17 protein-coding genes are annotated in these 22,302 nt (G+C 62.9%); 6 read left to right on the top strand and 11 right to left on the bottom strand.

What is annotated here, in order from left to right:
- Window positions 1-136 precede the first annotated feature (136 nt).
- The 3 genes from KA712_07365 to KA712_07355 all read left to right on the top strand — a co-directional run bounded on the left by KA712_07365 (window position 137) and on the right by KA712_07355 (window position 4,414).
- Window positions 137-547 (top strand): RNA-binding protein, encoded by a 411-nt coding sequence (locus tag KA712_07365; protein MCG5052764.1) that lies wholly within the window; start codon window positions 137-139, stop codon window positions 545-547.
- A gap of 293 nt (window positions 548-840) precedes the next feature.
- Window positions 841-2,895 carry a DUF1592 domain-containing protein gene (locus KA712_07360; protein ID MCG5052763.1) on the top strand — a complete coding sequence of 685 codons (2,055 nt, stop codon included), beginning with the start codon at window positions 841-843 and terminating at the stop codon, window positions 2,893-2,895.
- Between the two features lie 55 nt (window positions 2,896-2,950).
- Window positions 2,951-4,414 (top strand): DUF1552 domain-containing protein, encoded by a 1,464-nt coding sequence (locus KA712_07355; protein ID MCG5052762.1) that lies wholly within the window; start codon window positions 2,951-2,953, stop codon window positions 4,412-4,414.
- A gap of 76 nt (window positions 4,415-4,490) precedes the next feature.
- Here the strand turns inward: KA712_07355 and KA712_07350 are convergent, their stop codons facing one another.
- Window positions 4,491-5,135 carry a TetR/AcrR family transcriptional regulator gene (locus KA712_07350; GenBank protein ID MCG5052761.1) on the bottom strand — a complete coding sequence of 215 codons (645 nt, stop codon included), beginning with the start codon at window positions 5,133-5,135 and terminating at the stop codon, window positions 4,491-4,493.
- A 102-nt stretch (window positions 5,136-5,237) separates the two neighbouring features.
- On the opposite strand from KA712_07350, the gene KA712_07345 reads away from it, so the two are divergent.
- The gene (locus KA712_07345) at window positions 5,238-6,272 is read left to right on the top strand and encodes a hypothetical protein (GenBank protein MCG5052760.1); all 1,035 of its coding nucleotides are present in this window, start codon (window positions 5,238-5,240) and stop codon (window positions 6,270-6,272) included.
- Window position 6,273: 1 nt separating this feature from the next.
- Here KA712_07345 and htpG read toward each other — a convergent pair whose 3' ends face one another.
- The 5 genes from htpG to KA712_07320 all read right to left on the bottom strand — a co-directional run bounded on the left by htpG (window position 6,274) and on the right by KA712_07320 (window position 15,582).
- A complete protein-coding gene (htpG, locus tag KA712_07340) occupies window positions 6,274-8,190 on the bottom strand; it encodes a molecular chaperone HtpG (GenBank protein MCG5052759.1) in 1,917 nt (638 codons plus the stop codon).
- 124 nt (window positions 8,191-8,314) lie between these two features.
- Window positions 8,315-10,255: a class I tRNA ligase family protein gene (locus KA712_07335; GenBank protein ID MCG5052758.1), complete on the bottom strand. Its 1,941-nt coding sequence runs from the start codon at window positions 10,253-10,255 to the stop codon at window positions 8,315-8,317.
- 75 nt (window positions 10,256-10,330) lie between these two features.
- Window positions 10,331-11,773 carry a DUF1552 domain-containing protein gene (locus KA712_07330; GenBank protein ID MCG5052757.1) on the bottom strand — a complete coding sequence of 481 codons (1,443 nt, stop codon included), beginning with the start codon at window positions 11,771-11,773 and terminating at the stop codon, window positions 10,331-10,333.
- Window positions 11,774-11,797: 24 nt separating this feature from the next.
- Window positions 11,798-13,456, bottom strand: coding sequence for a DUF1592 domain-containing protein (locus tag KA712_07325; protein MCG5052756.1), 1,659 nt, complete (start codon window positions 13,454-13,456; stop codon window positions 11,798-11,800).
- Window positions 13,457-13,737: 281 nt separating this feature from the next.
- Window positions 13,738-15,582, bottom strand: coding sequence for a hypothetical protein (locus KA712_07320; GenBank protein ID MCG5052755.1), 1,845 nt, complete (start codon window positions 15,580-15,582; stop codon window positions 13,738-13,740).
- Window positions 15,583-15,800: 218 nt separating this feature from the next.
- Here KA712_07320 and KA712_07315 point away from each other — a divergent pair, with 218 nt between their 5' ends.
- Both KA712_07315 and KA712_07310 read left to right on the top strand, forming a co-directional pair.
- Entirely contained in the window at window positions 15,801-17,201 is a 1,401-nt protein-coding gene (locus KA712_07315; protein ID MCG5052754.1) for a hypothetical protein, read from the top strand.
- A gap of 55 nt (window positions 17,202-17,256) precedes the next feature.
- Entirely contained in the window at window positions 17,257-17,898 is a 642-nt protein-coding gene (locus KA712_07310; protein ID MCG5052753.1) for a GNAT family N-acetyltransferase, read from the top strand.
- On the opposite strand, the gene KA712_07305 is transcribed toward KA712_07310, so the two are convergent.
- From KA712_07305 to KA712_07285, 5 genes are read right to left on the bottom strand one after another with little or no spacing between them, the layout of a single operon-like run.
- Complete coding sequence (locus KA712_07305; protein ID MCG5052752.1) at window positions 17,845-18,897, bottom strand: HAD-IIIC family phosphatase; 1,053 nt, start codon at window positions 18,895-18,897, stop codon at window positions 17,845-17,847. The genes KA712_07310 and KA712_07305 overlap by 54 nt on opposite strands.
- Window positions 18,898-18,925: 28 nt before the next feature.
- Window positions 18,926-20,065 (bottom strand): acyl-CoA/acyl-ACP dehydrogenase, encoded by a 1,140-nt coding sequence (locus KA712_07300; GenBank protein ID MCG5052751.1) that lies wholly within the window; start codon window positions 20,063-20,065, stop codon window positions 18,926-18,928.
- Window positions 20,066-20,068: 3 nt separating this feature from the next.
- A complete protein-coding gene (locus tag KA712_07295; protein MCG5052750.1) occupies window positions 20,069-20,320 on the bottom strand; it encodes an acyl carrier protein in 252 nt (83 codons plus the stop codon).
- Window positions 20,317-21,147, bottom strand: coding sequence for a 3-hydroxyacyl-CoA dehydrogenase family protein (locus KA712_07290; protein ID MCG5052749.1), 831 nt, complete (start codon window positions 21,145-21,147; stop codon window positions 20,317-20,319). The genes KA712_07295 and KA712_07290 overlap by 4 nt, the downstream gene beginning before the upstream one ends.
- Before the next feature lie 35 nt (window positions 21,148-21,182).
- The gene (locus KA712_07285) at window positions 21,183-22,259 is read right to left on the bottom strand and encodes a hypothetical protein (protein ID MCG5052748.1); all 1,077 of its coding nucleotides are present in this window, start codon (window positions 22,257-22,259) and stop codon (window positions 21,183-21,185) included.
- Window positions 22,260-22,302 lie beyond the last annotated feature (43 nt).

Raw genomic sequence — 22,302 nt, 5'->3', positions numbered from 1 at the left:
GCGGCGGAGATCGAGTAGACTATGGCCTCTGAAGTTGGTGGCGGCGGGGGGCAGTAAAAGTCGGGTAGCCGTCCTTGGGATCGACGGAGCACTAGACGAGAAACAACCTTCGAGATCCCTGAGATGGATACGAGACATGGGTAAGAGACTGTTCGTGGGCAATTTGTCGTTCGACGTGAACGAGGACGATCTGCGCGATCTGTTCGGCCAATCTGGCAACGTGGTGGATTGCAAGGTCGTTACCGACCGTGAGACCGGTCGCCCACGCGGCTTCGCGTTCGTCGAGATGTCGAGCGATTCGGAAGCCAGCGATGCTATCAACAACTTCAACGGCCGGGACTTCCAGGGCCGCACCATGAAGGTCAACGAGGCTCAAGAGCGCACCGGCGGCGGTGGCGGCGGCGGTGGTCGCGGCTTCGGTGGTGGTGGTGGTGGTGGCGGCTACGGTGGCGGCGGCGGTGGCCGTGGCGGCTACGGTGGCGGTGGTGGCGGCGGTGGCGGTGGCCGCGGCGGTCGTGGCGGCGGTGGCGGCGGCGGTCGCTGGTAAGCGGCCCGACAAGCCACACAGCAAGAGCCTTCGGGGTGAGCGGTCCAAGATGAGGACCGCCAACCCGGAGGCTTTTTGCATTTCTGGGGGATGTCGGTCTGGCCCAGCGTACCTGGGCACAATTGCGGGGCGCGTTTAAAGCAAGCCGTGGACCGGTGCGCAAGAGCGGCGTCACCGATTTGTCGTTTTGTACGACGAGTGTCAACTGTCCGCACGTGGCCGGCACGCTACACCCATGTTGCAGGGCGGTGTCGGTTCTTGCACCGCTCCCAACGCCAGCTTCGGAGACCCTCATGAATAGCCGAGTTCCCCGTAGGCCCCGCGCGCTCTCGTTGTCCGCCTCACTCACCGTACTCTTGGCGCTCGGGACCGCGTGTACCAGTTCTGGAACGTCCATGGACATGGACGACGAAGACGACAACGACAACGGCGGTGGGACCAACGGAGGTCGGGGTGGCAACGGAAGCGGCGGGAACGGCAACGCCGGGACGAGCGGAAACGCCGGCAATGGCGGTGGGACCAACCCGGGCGGCGGCAGCGGCGGCATGTTGGTCATGCCCCCGCCAGGGGTTGACGCCTGTGGCGCGTTGCCCCCGGCCCCCGTGCGGCGCCTCACGCGCCTCGAGTTCGCCGCGAGCGCCCGGGAAATTTTCCCTCACGCCTTCACACCCGACGCGGACGGCGTCTTCCGCCTAGACAACCACCGCGTGGAGTTTGTTCGTCCAGGGGCACCCCAGGGAGCGGCCGCCGCAAAAACACACTTCATCGCGCTCGGTGTACCGGATCCTGACACCTTCGGTTTCGAGAACCGCGCCGAGAATCTGAACCCCACGCCGGCGAAGGTGGAAAGCTTCACGGATCTCGGGGTGGTCATGGCAGAACTCGTGACCCTTCCGGCCAACCTTTCCAAGTCTCTGCCGTGCACGGACAAAACCGTGGCTTGTGGCAGGCAGGTGGTCGACACTCTTGGCCCCAAGTTCTACCGGCGGCCACTCACCGATGCCGAGAAGCAGCGCCTCTACACGTTCTTTGAAGACGAGTTCAACGCGGCCCAATCCGCAGGTGCCGGCGTCGATGCCTTCTTGGCTGCGTCCAGGCTGCTCATCGAGGGGTTGCTCCAGTCTCCTGCCTTCCTGTACCGACTGGAGACGGGCGACGAATCCACGAAGCAGGGTCAGGCCATTACGCTGGCGCAAAACGAGATCGCGGCGCGGCTCTCGTACATGTTCTGGCATGCCGGCCCTGACGCCGAGCTCATGACGGCCGCCGCCGAAGGCAAGCTGACCGACCCCGCGGAACGCGAAAAACAGGCAAGGCGCCTGCTTGCCGACAAGCGCTTCAGGTTCACGGCCACCGAGTTCTTCCGACAGTGGGCCGATTTCGAGAAGATCTTCAGCGAAAGTTACCGTCTCTACCCTGGACGAAGGCTTAACGAGCGGCCCCATTCGATTCAGCGTGGGCTCGCCCTCTCGGCCCGTTACGAGGCGGAGCGGTTCTCGGAGTTCTTTCTAGCCGATGCTGATGGGTCTCTAAACACCTTCTTCACATCCCGCAAAGGCTGGGTGAACAAGTACTCGAAGGCCATGTACATGGAGGGCCGGCTCCTTCGATACGACGAGGAAGAAGAGGCAGCCGCAGGCGCCCCCATCGACAGCTATGACTTCACTGATCCCAACTACCAGCCAATCGACAACCTGCCGGAGAACCGCCAAGGCTTTCTCACGAGGCTGTTCTTTCCGTGGGCTTACTCTCACTTCAGTACGCCCAACCCTCCCGCCCGCGGCTCGTTCATGATGTCGAAGCTCTTTTGTCGCTCCTTGGGGACACCGCCGGCAGACGCTCTCGAACGGGCCGCCGAAGCTGAAGGCAGCGGGGCTTTCCCCGAGAGCGGATCGAACCGGGAACAGTTCATTTTCCGGGTCAAGGACTCACCCTGCATCTCGTGCCACACCGTGCTCGACCCGCCCGGCTTCGCGTTTGAGAACTACAACGACTTCGGCCAGTACATTACGAAGGACGACAACAACCCCAGCAAGACGGTGGATGCCTCGGGCGTGCTCGGGTTTGGTACTGATATCGACGGTCCTTTCCAGAACGCTGTCGACCTCACGAAGAAGCTCGCTACGAGCGAGACGGTCCGTCAGTGCATCGTGTCCCAGTTCTACGAGTACGTCACCGGGCGAACCGCGGCGGGTAACCTTTCCCAAGATGACCCAGATTCGGAAGGCGTGGACGTCTGCCGCGTACGAGCGATGGACAAAGCCGTCAAAGACGCCGGCGGAGACTTACGCGAAGGCCTTGTTCAGTATGTCAAGAGCGCCGACTTTATCTGGCGGCCTGCTTACTGAGCGCAGGTGAGCACCCATCGCAGTCAACGGAATCAAGAAGAGAAAGAGAACGACCATGGCAGCGAATTTTCTTACCGGCCGTCGCCAGCTTCTCCACATGATGGGCCTTTCGAGCGCAGGGTTGTTCCTGCCATCCCTGATGTCTCGCCAGCAAGCACTGGCCGCCGCAGGGACCAAGCGATTGTTCGTCTACTACACACCCCACGGCCCCGTTCAGCAAAACTATACAATGCGCCCCAACGGGCCGGGCGGCTGGAACGGTATCCAGAAGTCGGATCGCGAGATGGCGTATGACTTCGCCCTGCCGGACGAAAGAGAGAAGTGGAGCACCATCTTGAAGCCCCTCTTCCCGTACCGGAAGAAGACGTTGGCGCTCGAGGGACTAGCCATGACGTCCGGACTGGCGGACCAAGACACGAACAATCACAACGTCGGAACGTCTCACGCGCTTACAGGCGCGAAGATGAAGATTCCGGGAGGGTTCAAGCAAGAAGGCGGCGGTGGGGATACTTCGATCGACCAAAGGGTTGCCGATTCCATAGCCGATCCAGGGCGCATCAAGAGCCTCTACTACACCACGGGAGGGTGGTCGCCGGCATTCCGCGGCCAGGCTGAGCTGAAGGGTGAAGCGGATATTACACGAGCTTACGATAAGCTCTTCCCTGCCTCCTCTACGAACGATGCAACCACCAACTGGCTCAAAAAGCGCCGACAGAATTCTCTGTCCATGCTCGAGAAGGAGTACCAGGAAGTGCTTCCCCGCCTTTCGGGCGAGGACAAGCGAAAGCTCGAGACGCACTTGGGCCTGGTGACCGATCTGCAAAGGAGCATCGCCTTCAAGACCACGAACGTCTGCTCCTACCAGCAGCAAAGCTTCGCGATGAACCCGGGGAGTGGCGGGGATGCGGTGATAACGAGCTTCGACATTCCCGTGGCACGCCCCTTGGTGAAGAACTTCGGCAAGCTGTTCACGGCGGCCTTCGCCTGCGACATGACTCGCGTCGGGCTCTTCGTGAACGGGGGCTTTGGTCCCGCCGTCAGCCACCTCGACGTGCACACAGACATCCACCTCGACATTGCCCACAACGCCATGCCGGGCAAGCCGGATGGTTTTTTGAAGATGACGCGTTACTACTCGACCCTCGCAGAGGAGTTCGCGCAAATCGTGGGCAGCTTCGATTCGGTACAGGTGGACGGTGGCAAAACGCTGCTCGATCAAACCACCTGCTTGTGGCTTTGCGAGCTGGCGAACGGACCGCATCACCTCCACGACATTTTGGCCGTGGTGGTGGGTGGCGGAGACTTCAACGGCTTCAAGCTGGGCCGCTACGTGAAGTTCAAAGAAGACCAGCCCTCGCCGGGAGGAACGGGTACCACCAAGCTGGGACCGGCCCACAGCAAGCTCCTGACATCGGTGATGAAGTCCTTCGGCATGAGCGACAACACCATCGGCATGACCAAGGCGGACACCGGCGGTAAGTTCGACCTCGACGGCACCCTGGACGGCATCAAGGCCTGACGGCCTCGTCGTCCCGCTTGCGGCGCTCCTCACCCGGGGGGCGCCGTTTTCGTTTCGGCTTTCGAAGTCGACGCCTTCACAGCTCTGGCCTCTTCGTGATGCCGTACACGAGCAGCGTCAGCAGCGCTTCTAGGGTCTTGGCCGCGGGGCCCACCTCGTGAAGGGGCGGAGGCAGGGTGCGTTCCACAATAAGCATGCTGAACCCGTGTACGAGCGACCAGCAGCTGAGGGCCATTTGGTCGACGTCTCCCTCACGCAGCGCTCCTGAAACGATCCCCTCCTCCACCAGCTCCCGCAACACGCCGTATGCCGCCTGCCCGGCCGCCAGGAGCGACGGGGGCATACGCGCCTTGTCGACCACACCACCGAACATCACGCGCACGTAGTCGGGGTGTTCCTGGGCGAACGAGACGTATGCCGCCCCCATCGCCTGAAGCCGGGGGATGACCGAGGCGCCCCCCATCGGGGCCACGGACGCCCGCAGGCAGCTCGCAAAGAGTACGAAGCCCTCCTCGGCGATCGCCGCCACCAAAGCTTCCTTGTCGGCGAAATGCCGATAGGGCGCAGCGTGGCTGACGCCCGCCAGCTGAGCCGCCGCCCGCAGGCTGAGGCTGTGTACGCCGCCTTCAGACAAGAGGCGCAGCCCTGCCTGGATCAACGCGTGTCGCAAGTTGCCGTGCTGATAGGTGTCCGCTGCTTTTTTCGGGACCCGAATGCCCATGCTCCTCTAGGCTTAGCATGTTTACAGCGACAACTATTTATGTTGACGACGACAACATCCGATGATTACACTGTCAACATTCTCTCGACGAAAGTTGCAGTTATGACGAACGTCCCCCGACTCACCAGGCTGGCTCGCACCGGGGTCGCCTTTTTAGCCACAGCGCGCCAGGGCAGCGCCCTGCTCGTCCACGTGGCCACCGGCTCGTTGGCCCTGCTGCTGGTCACCGCTGTCCTGCAGTGGCTCGATCCCCGACAGCTTGGCGGCGCATCCGTTTGGCTGAAGCCAGCGAAATTCGCGGCCAGTGTCGTGGTGACGGCGCCCCTCTTGGCTTGGGCCCTGGCACAGCTTGCCCCCGTGACCCGGGCCATGCGCGTGGCGGCCGCCCTCACGAGCGGGGCCTTCGTGCTCGAGTTGATCCTCATCGTGCTGCAGGCCGCGCGCGGCGTGCCGAGCCATTTCAACTTCGAGACCCCTTTCGACGCGCGGGTCTTTCAGGCGATGGCCGTGGCCATCACGGTGTTTTGGCTCGCACAGGGCTGGCTGACGTGGAAGGCGTTCCGCTTCCCGTTTGCAGAGCGGGCCCTTGGCTGGGGCCTTCGCATGGGATTGCTCGTATCCACGCTGGGCGCGGGTCTCGCGTTTGCGATGCCCTCACAGGTCAGCGCCCAGCAAGCGGCGGCCCTGGGGGCGCATCAGCCCACATTGATCGGCGGGCATACCGTGGGCGTGGCCGACGGCGGTCCCGGACTTCCCGTGACTCGCTGGAGCACGGAGGGAGGCGACTTGCGGGTCGCCCACTTTTTGGGGCTCCACGCTCTCCAGCTTTTGCCCCTCTTGGGCTGGATGAGCGCGCGACGAAGGCCTACGGGCGACCGAGCCAACCACCAAGCGGGGCGACGTGTGGCCGTGCTGGGGCTCGCGTATGCCGGCCTGGTGTTGACCACCTTCGTGCAGGCGCTGCGGGGGCGCCCGCTCCTTGCCCCCGACGCCGTGACGGGCGCGCTCGCGCTCGGCGTGCTCGTCCTCGGCGCCTTGGGGCTCGCATGGGCCCGTGTCGCGCGGCCGCCGGCGATCAAGCTCTCTCCCGGAGCTGAACGCCGAAGCGGACAGCATGCCGCCACGCCCCTCGTCTAAGTCAAGCCGCCACCATGAGATCAGCCACGAGCTTCGCGAAGGCTGCAGGGTTTGACAGTTGCCCTCCTTCCGAGAGCAGGGCTTGCCCGTAGAGCAGCTGCGCGTTGCTGCTGACCCGAGGATCATCCTTGTTCGCGCTTGCCAGCTTCGCGAGCTTTTGCACCGCGGGGTGCTTGGGGTTCAGCTCCAGCACGCGTTTGGTCTTCGGCACCGGCTGGCCGCTCACCCTGAGCAGCTTCTCCATTTGCGGCGTCATGTCCCCCTTGTCGGTGATGAGGCACGCGGGCGAATCCGTAAGGCGGGACGAAGAGCGCACGTCCTTGACCTCTTCCTGAAGGCTCACCCGCAGCGTCACCAGCAACGCATCGATCTCTGGGTCGGCCGCAGGGGCCTCGTTCTCGCTTTCGGCGCTTCCCGAAGCGATCGGCAGCTCGACGTCCGCTCCATCGATGGCCACCAAGCGGTGTTCCTGAAAGGTCTCGTTCTGGGAGAGCCACAGCGCATCGACGTGGTCGGTGAAGAACAGAACCTCGAGGCCCCTTGCCTTGAAGGCCTCGAGATGCGGCGACTGGCGGGCCAGCTCGAGCGACGCGTTCGTAAGGAAGTAGATCTGCTTTTGGCCTTCCTTCATGCGCCCCACGTACTCGGCAAGCGTGGTGAGCTTTTCGCCCTGCGTGGATGGCGCCAAAACGAGGTCGAGGACTTTTTCGTTCTTGTCCGGGCTGTAAAGCAGACCTTCTTTCAACACCGCACCGAACTCGGCCCACAGCTCTTCGTACGTCTCACGCTCGTTGCTCGCGAGCGCTCCCAGCTGCTCGAGAACCTTCTTGACGATCTGCTTGCGGATCACCCGCACCTGACCGTTCTGTTGCAGGATCTCACGCGAGACGTTGAGAGGCAGATCTTCCGCGTCGACGACCCCCTTGATGAACCGCAAGTAGTGCGGCACCAGCTCTTCGCAGTCGTCCTTGATGAAGACCCGCTTGATGTAAAGATGCACGCCCTTCCGCTTCATGTCCGAGCGGAAGAGATCAAAGGGAGCTTTGCCAGGAATGAAGAGCAGGCCCTTGGCCTCGAAGTTTCCCTCGATGCTGAAGGCCACCCGGGCCACGGGATCGCTCCAATCGTGAGAGATGTGCTTGTAAAATTGGTTGTACTCGTCGTCGCTCACCTCTGACTTGGCGCGCATCCAGATCGCCTTCATCGAGTTGATCACGCGATCTTCGGGCGGCGCGGTGTCTTCGGGTTTTGCATCCGCCGAAGCCACGAGGGGCCGGTCCTCCCGCATACGGATGGGGTACGCCACGAAGTCCGAGTACTTGCGCACGATGCGCTCGACCTGCCAGGGCTGGGTCAGGTCCGCGACGCCCTCGTCGTCGTTTTCGGGCTTGAGGTGCAACGTGACGCTGGTGCCCTGCTCGGCACGTGTCGCTTCACCCAGCGTGAAGGTGCCGTCGCCGCCCGAGCTCCACAGGAAGGCCTCCTCACTGCCCGCCCGCCGGGAGACCACCTCCACCTTGTCTGCCACGAGGAAACTTGCGTAGAAGCCGACGCCGAACTGGCCGATGAGCTCTGGACGCGAAGCGGCGTCTGACTTCGTCAGGGACTCCAGAAACTCCTTGGTGCCCGAGCGCGCGATCGTTCCCAGGTTCTGGATCATTTCCGCCCGCGTCATGCCGATCCCGTTGTCAGAGACCGTGAGCGTCCGTGCGGCTTTGTCCACCGTCAGGCGGATGTGTTGGTCTTCGGCCGCGAGCGAGGTGTCCGTCAGCGCCTGGTAGCGCAACTTGTCAAGCGCATCGGAGGCGTTCGAGATCAGCTCGCGGAGGAAGATCTCCTTGTTCGAGTAGAGGGAGTGGATCATGAGATCCAGCAGCCGCTTCGTCTCTGCCTGAAATTCGTGCTTTTCCGTGGTCATCGTGGTTGGGGCGATCCCTAACCACGATGTCGCTCGCGTCAAGCCCAAGAGAGAACTCTTGGGCCCGTCGGCGCCGCAGGGCCGCGCGCGGCCTTGGGTTCGCCAACGGGAACCTGCCCGATGGTCAGCCGGGCTCGTCGGCCGCGAGCTCGCCCTGACCGGGGAAGTAGGGCTGCTTGGGCCCAAGCTCATGGCCGGCCGGCAGGGGTGTTCCCAGCTCGTCGAGCCGAAAAACGGACGGGGGCAGGCGCAAGCTTTCGCGCAGGCGGTCCATCGTGGCCGGCACGAAGGGGTACAGCATGATCATGAGGTTCTTGAGAACATAGAACGCGGAGTACAGACCGTTACGACGGCCCTCTTCCGGATGGCGATCATCGTGCGGCTTGTATTGCGTAAACAGGCTGTTGATCGTGCGCGCGTAGTTTTCGATCTCGAAGAGCAAGTTCGGGTAGTCGGCACGGTCCATGGACTTGACGTAACGCTGCACGATGCGAACGGTATCGGCCTTGACCTTGTCGAGCAGGACCCCCTCAGGGACGCGTCCACCGAACTTGGAGTGCGCGGCCGAGAGGGGCCGCTCGAAAGCGGCGTTCATGGGCCCCGCCAAAAAGCGATTCCGCTCGTCCAATTTGTTGAAGTCGAAGTCGGATTGCTTTTCGGGCAGTCCCAAGAGCGCCAAGTAGTAGCGGATCTGATCGGCTTCGTAGCCTTTGTCTTCGATGAGCTGGTCACCCGTGTAGAAGTTGCCGCGGCTCTTGCTCATCTTCTCGCCGCTCACCAGCAAGTGGTAACAGCCAAAGACGTCGGTCAACTGAAGCTCACCCGGCAAGGGAAGTCGGTGAGGATCGGCCTGTGTGCCCAGCCACATGGCCCCTTGCATGAGGACGTAAAAGAAGACGTTATCCTGACCGAGAAACTGAATGACCCGCGCCTCGGGATCTCGCCAAAACTCGGCGTAGAGCGCGGGATCTCGACCCTGCTTTTCGAGGGCCACCTGGCAAAACGAGATCGGCGCGATGAGCGAATCGGGCCACACATAAAGCGTTTTTCCCTCGAGCGCCGGATCCACGTCGGCAGGAACGGGGATGCCCCAGGAGATGTCCCGCGTGATCGAGCGGTGACCCCATTCGTCAGCGATCTCGCTTGGAATGCCGTTCGCCGTCAAGGTAGCCCGAGCCGTCTCGAGCGACGCCTTGTCTCCGAATTGCAGCACCACCTGCTTGCCGGGAGCGTACTTGGCCTTGTGCTTCGGCAAGCTTGCCTTGAGGCCCTTGTACTGGTCCTCGAGCACGCCCTCGAAGCGCAGGGCCGGCAAAACTTTGTCCAAGACGTCCGCCACGACGGCCGGGCGCCAGGCTTTTTGTTTGCTCTGAATCCAGGTGCGCAGGGTCTCGGACACCGCCGACATGTCGAGAAACCAATGTACCGTGTCCCTCATTTCGGGCGTGGCGGCCGAGAGGGTGCTGCGAGGGTTGATGAGGTCCGTGGGCTCGTGCTGATGCCCGCAGCGATCACACTCGTCGCTGTAGGCGTCTGGGTTGCCACACTTCGGATTGGGACACTGCCCGCGCACGTAACGATCGGGCAGGAACCGCTTCATGTCGGGGTCGTACCACTGCTTGGTGCTTCGCTTCTCCAGCAGGCCGTTGGCGTGCAGACGGCGCAGGAAGTCCTGTGACAGAGCCGCGTGTACGGGGAAACATTCTGGTCGTGAGGTGCCCGAGTACACGTCGAGGCCAATGTGGAAGCGCTCGAGCGTGGCCGCCTGGCGGTCGTGGATGCCATCGAGAAACGCGCGTACGGGCAGGCCGGCCTGGGCGGCCGCAATCTCGCTGGTGGAGCCGTGCTCGTCCGTGCCGCAGACGAAAAGAACGTTGTCCCTCCCGATCACAAGCCCCATCCAACGGGCGTAAATGTCCGCCGGCAGATGGGCGCCTGCCAAATGGCCGAGGTGCAGGGGGCCATTCGCATAAGGCATGCCGGCGGTGACCACGGCGCGACGCGGCCGTCGCACCTGGGAGACCACCTGGGAAACGTCTTGCGGGGCGTGCGGATTGGCAGACATGAACGGCTGCGTTTTTATCAGACAAAACCACGCTGCGCGCCCCCCCGGCGCGAGGCGCACGGCCCCGGCGCCGACCTAGTCGACCAGGCCCGCCAGGCCCTCACTGCTGCTATGCGGCGACGAGGCCTCGGGAAAGCTCTTGATCTCGCTCACGCCCATCGCCTTGACGACGCTCATCCACACCTGCGACGACTTTGCCCCCCCGGAGCGCAGGTAGCGGCCGGTCCTGATCTTTCCGGCCCCCCGCCCCGCCACCAGCATGGGGATGTCCTTCCAGCCGTGCACGCCCGTGGAGATCTCCGAGGTCTTGACCAGGATGAGGTTATCGTAAAGCGTTTTGCCGTCGAAGTCCGGGGTCGCCTTCAAGTCCTTGACGAACTGCCGCAATAGCTCGGCCCGCCACAGGTGCACCATCTCCCACGAGGTCTCGCGCGCCTTTTCCCGCCACCAGGTGTGGGCGTAGTCGTGCGTGCCCAGGTTCTTTTTGGGCAGGTCGAGGAACTGGCTGTAGACCTGTCCGCTACGCCCTTTCTCGAAGAACAGCGTCACCACGCGGGTGAGGTCGCACTGAAACGCGAGCTTCGTCAGCTTCATCTGCAGCTCGGCGATCTTGGGGAACTGAGGCGCAGAACCGCCCGTCTTCTCGGCGCCCACGATGCCAGGTAGATCGTTGGCGAAGCCCGGCGTCTTGCAGGTGTCGGCCAACTCTTCCTTGACGCCTTCGTTCAAGGCGACGAGCGAGGTCTCCGCGTCGCGAATCGACGTGGCGTAAAACGCGAGGTGATCTTTGTCGCCCTTGGACAGCTTGCCCGACAAGCTGTTGATCTCTTCCACCGCGCTGTCGAGCACGCTCTTGCGCTTCTTCTGAAGGCGCGCCAGATCCTCCGCGTTTCCCGGTGAACCGCCGGCGCCGCCTGCGAACAAGTCGGCGAACACCTTGTTGGGGTCGATCTGGGGCGCGATCCACTGGCCGTCTTTGCGGTGGATGCGGCCGGCGTTGCTCGCTTCCTGGCCGTCGATCCAGGACCCAATGCCCAGCTCGAGCGTGCGGAAACGCGTCTTCATGCGCTTGCCGATCGCCTGGTCGATCGAATCAGGTCCGTCGCTGGTGAGGCTGAAGCGAGGGCCCGCCACGTGCGGGCAATTGGCGCCGTTCCCCCACTGCCGGTGATTGATGCCCTGGAGCATGACCAGGTCGCTCTTGACCTCTTCGAGCGGCTTCGACAGCTTGGCCATCGTGAAGTTGGTCTCGCTGCCGGTGGGAAACCACTTTGCGGCCGCCGTGGAGTCAGGGTCCAGGCCGCCCTGCTTGTCGTTTCCGTTGAACTTGTCCTCGATGCTGCCATCGGGGAACCACCAGATGATGAAGCGGCAAGGAGCCGCTGCAGCGGCGTCCACCCGCCGCGGCACAAGCGATGCGAAGAGCGGCAGGGCAATGGTGAAGCCGGCTCCGTGAAGGAAGTGGCGTCGGGACAAGGCCTTGGCTTCGGGGCCAGTCAGTTTGGTTTTGATCAGCACGGCAGGAACCTCTTGCGGCTGGGACTAGTTTCCCGTTCGGTGGAAGAACGCGTCGGACTCCACGTAGGCAAGCAAGGCCTCTCGCAGAGATCCCGCGCCGCCTATGGCGTCTTTCATCGCGCGCAGGGCGCACGCGTCTTCGGGTGTCTCCACACGGCCTGCGGAGTATCGGAACAGCTCGCGCGTGAGACATTCCTTGACCCAGCGGCTCTTGGCGAGGCGCTCGCCGAGTCCCGCGAGATCGTCGAACGGGCCGTTGGCATCGCCCGCCACGGTGATCTCACCCGAGGTGTCGATGGCAAGGCCATGCTCGGTCTCCTTGTACTGGCCGACCAAGTCGAAGTGATCGAAGGGAAACCCCAGCGGGTCCATCAGGCGATGGCAGCCCGAACAGGCTTGCGAGCTGTTGTGCAAGGCCAGAAGCTCACGCGACGTCTTGGACTCGTCGAGCTCGGGAAAGGGGGGAATCACGTCTGGCGGAGGCGGAAGCTCGCCACACAGGACCTGAAGTCGCATCCATTTGCCACGGAAGATGGCCTTGGTCTCCTCTTCTGTGCCGCTGGCCGTGAGTATGGCGCCCTTCGACAGCACGCCCGCACCCCGGCCGGCGTCGTCGATGCGCGAGAAGGCCTCGCCGCTTGCGGTGAGCCCGTAGTGTTGCGCAAGACGGGCGTTCACGAAGGTATGCCGGCCCGTGAAGAGTTCCTCGAAGGATAGAGGGCTGTCGGAGAGAACGGTCGCCTCGACGAACCTGAGAACCTCTTCCATCATGTCGCTTTGCATACCCTCGTAGACCGTGGGGTAGTGATCCTCGGGACGGGTCACGGAGTAGAGACGATCGAGCGTCAGCCACTCTCTGAAGAAGGTGCGCACCATGTCCTTGGCCTGATCGGAACCCAGCAAGCGCACGACGTGGGTCCGCACCCGCGCCTTGTCGGTGGCCAAGCGGCCTTCCTGGGCGTCAGCAAAGAGCGCTTCGTCGGGCATGCTGCCGGTGACGAGGTACGAAACGCGAGAGGCCAGCTCCCAATCGTCGAGCTTGGAGGCCTTGGCAGCCGCTCCTCCCGAGCTTTCCAGCCGGTACAGGAACTGAGGAGAGATCAAGATGCGTTCGATCACGCTGGCCAACGCCAGCGGGGCGCCCAGGTCTGGCCTGTTCTTCTCGTAGAGCGCCAGCAGACGCGATGATTCGTCGCTCGTGAGAGGGCGCCGGAACGCGCGCGTGCCGAAGCTGTCGAGGAAGCTCTCGAGGCACGCGTCGTTGCCATTGGCGCCGAAGCTACAGCCCATGAGCTTGTCGGGATCCGCGGTGACCTTGGCCGCGACGGACTCGGCAGCCCCGTAGTACGCCTTTGCCAGGTTCTGGATGATCTCTTGCTCGGAGGCGTCGTTGCTGAAGTTCCCTTTGAAGGCGTCCGCAGGGAACGTCAGCTCGCGCGAGGGGGTGCCGAGGTCGAAGCCGGGAAACAGATCCCTCAACGTGCGGTCGTACTCGGGATTCGTGAGGCGACGGGAAAAACTGGCTCCCACCTTGGGGGTGTCACACTTCAAGCCGCTGGCGGACACCGCAGGCAGAAGGCTGTCGTCGGACGTCTCACCCACGGGAGGACCTGCCGGAGAGCCTCCGCTGCCCCCCATCCCGTCCCCCATGGGCTCTTCGTCAGGCGACGCATCTGGAGTCACGGTGCCTGAGCAGGCCGCCAGAGCGAGCGACAAGCTCGCCCCCAGATAACCAGCGCTAAGGCTCGCACGAAGGCCGCGAAGGGCCCGATATACCCACGTGTCGATTGGTCTGAACTTCATGAAACGGCTCGAGGGGTGCGCCTTGAGGCTGAGGCCCAGGCGATTCGTGACGCAACATTTCACAAATGCTGGTCACCCTCCCGAGCATACTCACAACCCGTAACCGAAGTTCACAACAGATCACGGAGGCGCCTCCATAACCTGTCAAATGTCAGGGGCTTCTAATGCGCCGCGATGAAGTACCGGTAGTCGCCGGGCGCTTGCATCATTTGGTAGCTGTGGGAGGCCCACTTCGTGGGTGACCGGGCCCCAAGAGGGGCCGTGTTGAGGTACACGCGGATGCTGCCGTCCCGCATCTGAACCGGAATGTCTTCGCGGTGATCGCCGACGAGATCCACGTTGAACCAGAAATGATTCAGGTGGTCGGGGGTCCACGAGACCACCTCGCCTTCGGGGGCGTCGGAGAGATCCACCTCGTAGAGCACCTTGGCCCCCGGCCCCACAATCTTGGTGAAGTTGAACTGCAGCTGCTTCGAGCCATTGCCCAGCCAGTCCATGCTCCACATGCGGTCGCCGCTGTGAGGGAAGGCGTCGAGGGGGTAAGGAATGTCGGTGCCGTCCCACAGAGCCGCGAAGCCGCCCTGGGGGCGGTGCCCGCCGTAGGTACCCACGATGTCGAGGCCACGCTCCCTCATCGAGAAGGCCACGTTGAGCTGAAGGTGAGTTCCGGGCGCTCTTTTGGTCCACAACGCCTGGCCCGTACGCAGATCGAAGAGGCCCCAGCGATCGCCCATGGCGTTGTCCGGGTTCCACCCCTGCTCTTCGTGCAGCATGATCTCGAGCCCGGGACGACGGGGATCGATGTCATCAATCACTTGGCCATCGATGTGCGTATTCTGTCCGAAGAACTCGTTGGTTTGCCAAAGCACGCTGCCGTCGTCGTCCAGCATCGTGGCGCCGTTGCTGATCTCGTCCCGGCCGTCGCCGTCGATGTCCATGACCAAGACCGTGTGAGAGCAAGACCGATTCCCGGAAAAGCTGGGGACTTTCGAGTCGACGTGCCAGCGCAGGTCGAAGCCGTGACCGTTCCAGTCGTACGCCCAGATCTCGAACTCTTGGTACGTACCCGTCTGCAGAAGGAAGCTGTAGTGCGCGCCTCCGAGATCGGCGAAGAAGGGAAAGTGGCGGTTGTTGTTGCGGTCCTGCCCCACGGGGATGGGAGACTCCAAAAAGCCGAGCGCTTCGGCGTGGTCGCCCCGATCGGCCAACACGGCGTACTGATATCGTCCTTCGCGTTTGACCAAGGTGATGATCTCCGCCTTGTGGTCGCCATCGATGTCCCAGGCGACCGGCTTGAAGGTCCATTCGTAGTCCCAGTCCATACGCTTGTCACCTGCGGCAAAGGGCTCTGTTTGCATGCCCATGCCGGTGTCGTACTCCCACCGCGGGGCCAGGCCCTCGAACAAGTCGAGCAGCTGAAGCTTGAAGGTGGTGGGCATCGCGGCCCCTCTGTACGAGGGCACCTGGGGTGAGTACGTGACGAATTCGAGCTCGCCGTCACCGTCCGTGTCCGCAAAGTGGCGATCGGAGACTTGAAGCTTCCGTCCCCGTGCGGCGGGAAGGACCTCGACCCAATCCCGGCCTTTTGCGCTCGTGAGCACGTTGGCCACGTTCGACGTCTGCCCGGACAGAGAACCGGAGGCCGGGACCACCCAATAGGCAAAGCGGCCGCGGCCGGGATCGTCCGAGAACGTCGTGGACGTGGTGACCTCCCCCACACGCTCAGGTTGTGCGTCTGCACCCGAACGCCAGACGACGAAGGGGGTGTTCTCCTCGTCGCCCGGCAAAAAACGCCACGAGAGGAAGACCTTGTGATCGTCGCGAGGCACGGCCACGAGCGCTCGTCCCGTCAGGCGCAGCCCTCCTTTCGAAGGCGGGGCGACGGTGGCAGCTGTGGTCGCGGGGGCCGTGGACGCGGGGCCTTGGCGGCGACAGGCGGCGATGCCGAGCAGACTGCCGGCAACACAAGAGACGACGAGGGAGACGACGAGCCGGGAGGAGGCCATGGCGGGAAGCTAAACGAAAGCGCCCGGCTTCACAATGTATCGGCACACGGCAAGCCGAGTGCCCAACGTGCCGAGTGGCACCGTTAGATCGGACGGTGCGGTGGTTCCAGGCGCCTCCGGTTCACTTTCCCGTTTCCTTCCCCGGCAGAAGAGAGCTATCTTTCCCCCTCGACGTGCGCTCTCCGGGTCGAGGCTCTCCCGCCGCTGGTTTGCGTTCCATGAAGCCTGGACGCAGCCGCTCCCCCATAAGTCTGTCGATAGACGCCTTGATAGCGGACGCCGAGCGCCTCGCATCCCGGGTGCGCAATGAACTGCCATCGCACGACGGCCTAAGTAGCGTCGCGGATGCCACCGTCGAGGCGGCCCGACGCGCGCAGGGGGTCGTTCGGGCCATGCATGGCCCCCTGAGCCTGCACCGCCTTCCCGTCTACTTCTTGGGCCTCGCGCTCGTGACGCTCGCCGTGTGGCTTTACGTCATGTTTTTCCAGGTCTCTTCTTTGACGCTGGCCTTGCCCGAGCGCGATGCCGTAACACTCCGTCAACGCGCCCTGGACCGTCGGGTTCACTTCGAGATCGTCTCCGTACCGGGGTCTCGGGAATCCGCCGCGCTCTTGAACGCCGGAAAGGTCGATCTGGCATTCGTTCAGGGCGGGATTGAACTTCCGGCACACCTCGCGCGTCGTGAGACGCCCGGGCGCGAGCTGGTGCTGCTCTTCCTCCGGGAAGGCCTTGCAGGCCCTGCACGCGCACGCCGCATTCTGACGTCTCTCGAGGGAGAGGGCAGCCACACGGTGGCGCTGGCGTTCGCGAGGGCCTGGGGGACGGACGGTGACGTCACATTCATCCACGATTGGACCGCTCTGACAGCCGGGCATCTGGGGGTGCTGGCAGACGTGGACGCTGTCTTCGTGGTCAAGGATCCGGCGAGCAACGAAGCACAAGAAGCCCTGAGTCACCTCGAGAGCTCCGGCTTCCGGCTCGCTTCACCCGAGCTTGGCGCACGCGCGGGCCTGCTCGACTACCTCAGCCCGACGTCGATCTCTCGTGGGTTTCTGCGCCCCGACCCGCCTTTACCCGCCGAGCCGGTGGCAAGCTACGGCGTGGCGACCTTCCTGGTGGCCCGCGCAGGCCTCACGCCGCGCCTGTTGGCCCTTGCAGGCCAGATCTTCGAGTCCCACGCGGCCACGATACCCGAGGGACCGGCGCTGTCTGCGAGTCAGGCGATGAACGTCTTCCAGGGTGCGGACGCACTCCTCGGCATCGTGGTCAACATCGGCCTTGGCTTCATTGCGCTGCTTGGCCTGGACGGGGTGATGTGGCGAAAGCGGTTCCACGAACTCAACTCTCTCGTGAGCCTTTTGAGCATGCACCAAAGCAACAAAGATGTCCTGGGACTCGAGGATGGGCCCCGAAGACGGGACAACCTGCTTTATCTCGCGCTGTGCTCCGACCTGCTCGGTCTGCTCGGCGCGGTGAGCAGCTACTACACGCAAGAAAACTCCTCGTTGCTGTTTGGGAATCTCGCCGAGGTCGTTCATCAGCGCTGCGACGCTCTCAAGCTGAACATCCAGCTCAAGATCCTTCATGCGACGGTGCCCAATGTCAGAACAGCCACGTGAGGCCCCCGGTACGCTCCCAAACGGGACCACGAACGGACCGATCCCCCCTGGAACAATGCTGTCAGGACCTGCCGTCGCCCTCGACGCCTTGACGGAGGCCCATCGGCAGCCCTTGCGCTCCCTCGCCGATAGGGACCAGAGCATTTGGACTTATTTCCCCATCGGCTACTGCGGGGCTGGAGACGACTTCGATCCCTGGTTCGATCGCGCCCTGGCTCACGCACGGGCGGGCACGCAGCTTCCCTTCGCGGTCGTTCGCAAGGCCGACGGATGCGTCGTTGGCACGACGCGATTTTACGAGATTGTCCCGGAGCACCGCCGGCTCGCCATCGGGTCGACCTGGTACGGCCCGGACACGCGAGGTACCCTCACAAACTTCGAGGTGCGCCTACTCCAGCTGACCCTGGCGTTCGAGCGCTGGGGGATGAATCGGATCGAGCTCATCACGGACCCACTCAATATGGCGTCACGGGCAGCGATGAAGCTCTTGGGCGCAGTGGAGGAAGGCCGCTTGCGGAACCACTTGATTTACAAAGACGGACGAATCAGAGATTCGATTGTCTTCAGCATCATCGCCAACGAGTGGCCCGTGGTGCGGAGCCGGCTGCTGCGCAAGCTCGGATACGAAGGGTTCTGGGCGCCGTCACCCCTTGACCACGACGGCAACGTGGGCGGGAACAGGCCGAATCTCGACTAACGGATGCTCGAGGACGCGCACGTCACTCCGTGTCTGCGCCTCGAGGAATCCCGCGAACTTGTAGGTGACGTAGGAGATGCGGTTTTTCTCGTTCGGGATGAACAGCGCCTGAAGGCGGACACCTGCCGCTTTGGCGCGCTCGAGAAGGCAACTCAGCATCACCCCCCCCACGCCCCTGCTCACGACACGACATGAGGTGATGAGCAGCTCCAAGACCCATAGTCCCCGCTCGAGCGTGACGACCGCCAAACCAACGACACCGGATCCACCGTAGCGATCGTCGAGCTCCGCGACCCAAACGAGATGGGCGGAGGACCTCGACATGTCGTGGAGCTCTCGTGCGGTGTACACCCTGCCAGTGGTGTTCATTTGGCTCGTTCGGGACGTCAACTCCTCGGCTCTTGCAAGGTCATCATCGTTCGCAGGGCGAATCGTCACGACCATCCCGAGCTCCCGCAAAAAGGCCTCCCGACCTCCCTGGAACGTCTCCTCGCCGACTCTGCGGTTGATCTCAGCCTGGTAGAGCTGCCTCCGCTGCCTGGCCTCCGTCGTCCCCCCCGTGGGCAAGCGTGGGTCACGCAGCAACCGACTGAGATCCCCCGCGTCCACAGTCAGCACGCCAGGAAGGCAGGCGCTCACCTCGTCACGCTCGAAGGGTTGATCGTCAACGAACGCCAAGCTGTCCACGCCGATATTCAGGGCCGAAGCGATCTCTTTCAAGGACTCCGACTTGCGACCCCAGGAGAACCGGGGATAAAGAAAGTACCGATCGAGCCCAAAGGAACGCAGCCTCTCCATGGCTGACGAGTCGTTCCGACTGGCGATGGACTGCAACACACCCCGAGCATCTAGACCCTTGATGAGCTCAGCAACGCCCAACCTCAGCGCATCGCCACCACCTTCGAGGAGGGTTCCCTCCCAGATCGTATCGTCGAGATCCCATACGACGCACTTGAGCAGCGGAACCCTGCTGTTGCTGTGAGTAAGCTCGAGGCTCATGCTCTCTCGTCTCCCGCGACCACTCGGATTAGTCTAGAAAGTAGGGTTCTCGGAGTGCGTACGAGCCCAAAGCCAGTTGATGCATCTCATGCGTGCCTTCCACGATTCCCATGATCGTAGCGTCACGCAAGTATCGACTGACGGGGTAGTCGCTGGAGCATCCGTTCGCACCGTGAAGGTGAACCGCCGCGGCAGCTACCCGCATCGCAGACGCGGAGGCATGATACTTTGCCAGGGAGGTCTCCATGGGGGACCGCGGGTCACGCTCGGCTCGAAGGCAAGCGGCGCGCATGCAGAGCGCCCGTGCCGCGGAGTGCTCCACCAGCATGTCGGCCAGCTGCCGCTTGACCAATTGGTGATCCCCAAGCTTTGCGTCACCTTGTGCACGCAACTTCGCGTATGAGACACATGCGTGAAGGCAGGCTGCGAGGATTCCGACACTGCCCCAGGCAACGGAAAAGCGCCCCTGATCGAGCGCCACACTCGCGACGAAGTTGATCCCGGCACCATCCGCGCCGATCTGTCTGTCTTTCGGAACCTTCACACCATGAAAGCGTATGCTCGCAAGCATCGAGCCTCTGGTGCCGAGCACGTCATGGATGGGAAGCACCTCGATTCCTGGTGTGTTTCGTTCGACCACGAGTGCCACCGAACGCCCCTCGCAATCTGCAAATACCAGGAAACAATCAGCGACGGCGCCGAATGTGACCCATGTCTTCACGCCCGTCAGAATGAGGTCACGCCCCTCTCGAGCGGCCCGGGTTTGCAACACCTGAGTGGCGCTGCTCGACTCGGGCTCGGTCAAGGCGAACGCGATGAGCTTTTCTCCCGAACAAAGGTGAGGGAGGAGCTCCGCTTTCTGCGCCTGTGTTCCGAAGCGCAAGACGGCCTGCGTTGACATATCGTGAACGGTGAGAAGGCTCCTCAATGTCGAAGAAACCCGCCCTACCTCAGCGAGTTCCACCCCGTGGCTGACGGGATCGTAGCCTCCCCCACCCCACTCGGCGGGCAACGCCCGACCGAGCAAGCCTTCGCGCCTCACGGTCTCGAGAAGGGCAGCGGGTGTGGTGTCGCTTTGATCCACCAGCGTGGCGTTGGGTGCGAGCTCCCCGTCTGCGAACGATCGGGCCCGTCTGAGGCGCTCTTGCTGAAGCTCGGACAGCCGCATGTCCTAGGCTCCGCCGGCCGCGGCGGAGGTCTTGGCCTCGACGAACGCCGAAAGCGCGTTGATTGAGGAGAAGTTGTCGATGTTGAGCTCGTCGCCGTCAACGACGATTCCAAACCGGTTCTCGACGAAGGTGACCAACTGCAGGCCAAACATCGAGTCGACAAGTCCGAGGGCGAAAATATCGTCCGCGTCTCCTACCCGCTGATGAATCGTCGCTTCGAAGTACTCCCGGATCCTTTCCTTGGCTGCCGTCATCGCGCGCTGCTCCCCTCGTAATCGAAGAACCCTGCTCCTGTCTTGCGGCCAAGGCGTCCTTTGGCAACCATGCTGACCAACAAGGCGCTGGGACTGTACTTCCCGGCAGCATAACTTTCGTGCAGAAACTCGAGCGTCTTCAAGACGGTATCGAGCCCGATGAGATCCGCGGTGGCGAGCGGGCCCATCTTTTGTCCAATGCACTTTACGAAGATCTCGTCCACACCGCGCGCATCCGCAACCCCCTCTTGTACCAGGGCAATCGCCTCGTTGATCGCCAGCATGAGCACGCGGTTCGAGACGAACCCGGGGGAATCCTTGACGACCAGACCTTTTTTGTTCATCAGGCGTAGCCGTTCCAGGGACAACGCCACCGTGGTCTGACTCGTGTGCTCAGAAACGATCACCTCGACGAACTCCTTCCGTGGGACAGGGTTCATGAAATGAAGACCAATGACGCGATCCGGCCTGCTTGTCGAACGTGCCAATCTCGCGATGGGAATCGCAGACGTGTTGGCGGCGAAAATGCACTCCGGCTTGCACACCTCATCGAGCCGCCGGTACAAGGGCTCCTTGATGACCGGAGACTCCGTCACATTTTCGATGAGAAAGCTCACGTCTGCGACACCATCGAGATTCGTCGCGAAGGCGATTGCCTTCAATACCTGAGCTCGATTGGCGCCCCTCGACTGAGGGTTGAAGAGCGCCGACAACTTCAAGCCTTTGTCGATCTCCTCTCGCGCGCGCGCCAACGCCTTTGTGTCGACATCGACCAGGACGACCTGATGACCGGTTTCCGCGAGCACTTGGGCAACGCCTACGCCCATGACCCCCGCTCCGATGACGCCGATGCGAGGTGGGTTCACGGAACCCCTCCAGGCTGTAGTGCGGACGCGAGATCTTCAAGAACGATCTCGGCGATCCTGGGAGCTCCGCGCAGGTCGAGGAGACGACGATCATCTGCCGGGACCGAAGTACGTACGCGGGCGAGGACGTGGGAGAACAAGGCTGGAAGCTCCCCGAGGTCCGTAGACACCTCCAGATCGACAAAGGGCTTTAGGTACTTGGCGTGTTGAACTTGCTCGTCCCTTTCGTCTGTCCGGTACGGAAAGCATAAAATCCTGGCGTTGCCCTGAAGTGCCTCGAGAGTCGTGTTGTAGCCTCCTGACGAGATGACGATATCAGCGGAAGCGTTGAAAAGCGGCATGGATCCCGTCTCCCTGTGGAGACGAACCGCCCCCTCATCGACGAGGGTTTCGGTAGTTCGGTGCCAGGGGAGTGCCGATCGGGGACCCATGACGATGTCGAAAACGATCTCCTCGTGCTGCGAGGCCAGGGCCAAGCACGCCTTGATGAGCGCCTCTCCCCTTTGCCCGCCCCCCGCGGAAGCCACGACCCAAACGGCGTGGGGCCGGAGGCCTCGCTCGGCACGGGTTCGGACGATGACGTCGGGCCCGATCGGCTCGGTCACGTATCCCGTATGCAGGACCTTTCCCACGACCTCAGGCGGCAAGCTATAACGATGGCCAAAATCGAACACCCGCGGATCGATGGCGGCCAGAATGCGGTCGTAGTGCTTGACGAGGCTGGCATGAGCCTCTCCACCGAAGATCAGCCTTTGCAGATCTTCGGTCTCGTTCTGTACGCCACGGGTCACCAGATACTTCCGACACGGGGTGCTCTCCAGGATGTCCGCGAGCTCGCCCTCGGCTCCCAGCGGAAGATGGTCTACGACGAGAGCGTCAGGACGAAATCCGCGAACGATGCCCCTCAGGATCTCCGTGCGCAGGCCGAGCGCCTCTTGTCGACTGCAAGCCCAGAACGGCTCGCGGCCCCAGTAGGTTGCCTTGGAGGCGAAGAGGGTGTCCCAGCTCGGTAGGTGCACGTATTCGCAGCCAGACGGAATGAACCAATGGGCGGCCGTCCTGTGCCCGGTCACGAAGAGGCAGGCACACGGGCCCTGGAGGTGGGCGGCAATTGCA

The sequence above is a fragment of the Myxococcales bacterium genome (genome assembly GCA_022184915.1).
Lineage (GTDB): Bacteria > Myxococcota_A > Polyangia > Fen-1088 > Fen-1088 > JAGTJU01.
The sequence above is the reverse complement of the archived record's forward strand: the minus strand, read 5'-3'. Positions and strand labels throughout refer to the sequence as shown.

Bases quoted from the DNA above. Each gene is read 5' to 3' on its own strand.
- KA712_07310 (MCG5052753.1), top strand. From the start codon at position 17,257: ATGCTGTCAGGACCTGCCGTCGCCCTCGACGCCTTGACGGAGGCCCAT.
- KA712_07350 (MCG5052761.1), bottom strand. From the start codon at position 5,135: ATGGGCATTCGGGTCCCGAAAAAAGCAGCGGACACCTATCAGCACGGC.
- KA712_07315 (MCG5052754.1), top strand. From the start codon at position 15,801: ATGAAGCCTGGACGCAGCCGCTCCCCCATAAGTCTGTCGATAGACGCC.
- htpG (MCG5052759.1), bottom strand. From the start codon at position 8,190: ATGACCACGGAAAAGCACGAATTTCAGGCAGAGACGAAGCGGCTGCTG.
- KA712_07320 (MCG5052755.1), bottom strand. From the start codon at position 15,582: ATGGCCTCCTCCCGGCTCGTCGTCTCCCTCGTCGTCTCTTGTGTTGCC.
- KA712_07305 (MCG5052752.1), bottom strand. From the start codon at position 18,897: ATGAGCCTCGAGCTTACTCACAGCAACAGCAGGGTTCCGCTGCTCAAG.
- KA712_07295 (MCG5052750.1), bottom strand. From the start codon at position 20,320: ATGACGGCAGCCAAGGAAAGGATCCGGGAGTACTTCGAAGCGACGATT.
- KA712_07365 (MCG5052764.1), top strand. From the start codon at position 137: ATGGGTAAGAGACTGTTCGTGGGCAATTTGTCGTTCGACGTGAACGAG.
- KA712_07360 (MCG5052763.1), top strand. From the start codon at position 841: ATGAATAGCCGAGTTCCCCGTAGGCCCCGCGCGCTCTCGTTGTCCGCC.
- KA712_07300 (MCG5052751.1), bottom strand. From the start codon at position 20,065: ATGCGGCTGTCCGAGCTTCAGCAAGAGCGCCTCAGACGGGCCCGATCG.
- KA712_07345 (MCG5052760.1), top strand. From the start codon at position 5,238: ATGACGAACGTCCCCCGACTCACCAGGCTGGCTCGCACCGGGGTCGCC.
- KA712_07290 (MCG5052749.1), bottom strand. From the start codon at position 21,147: ATGGGCGTAGGCGTTGCCCAAGTGCTCGCGGAAACCGGTCATCAGGTC.
- KA712_07355 (MCG5052762.1), top strand. From the start codon at position 2,951: ATGGCAGCGAATTTTCTTACCGGCCGTCGCCAGCTTCTCCACATGATG.
- KA712_07335 (MCG5052758.1), bottom strand. From the start codon at position 10,255: ATGTCTGCCAATCCGCACGCCCCGCAAGACGTTTCCCAGGTGGTCTCC.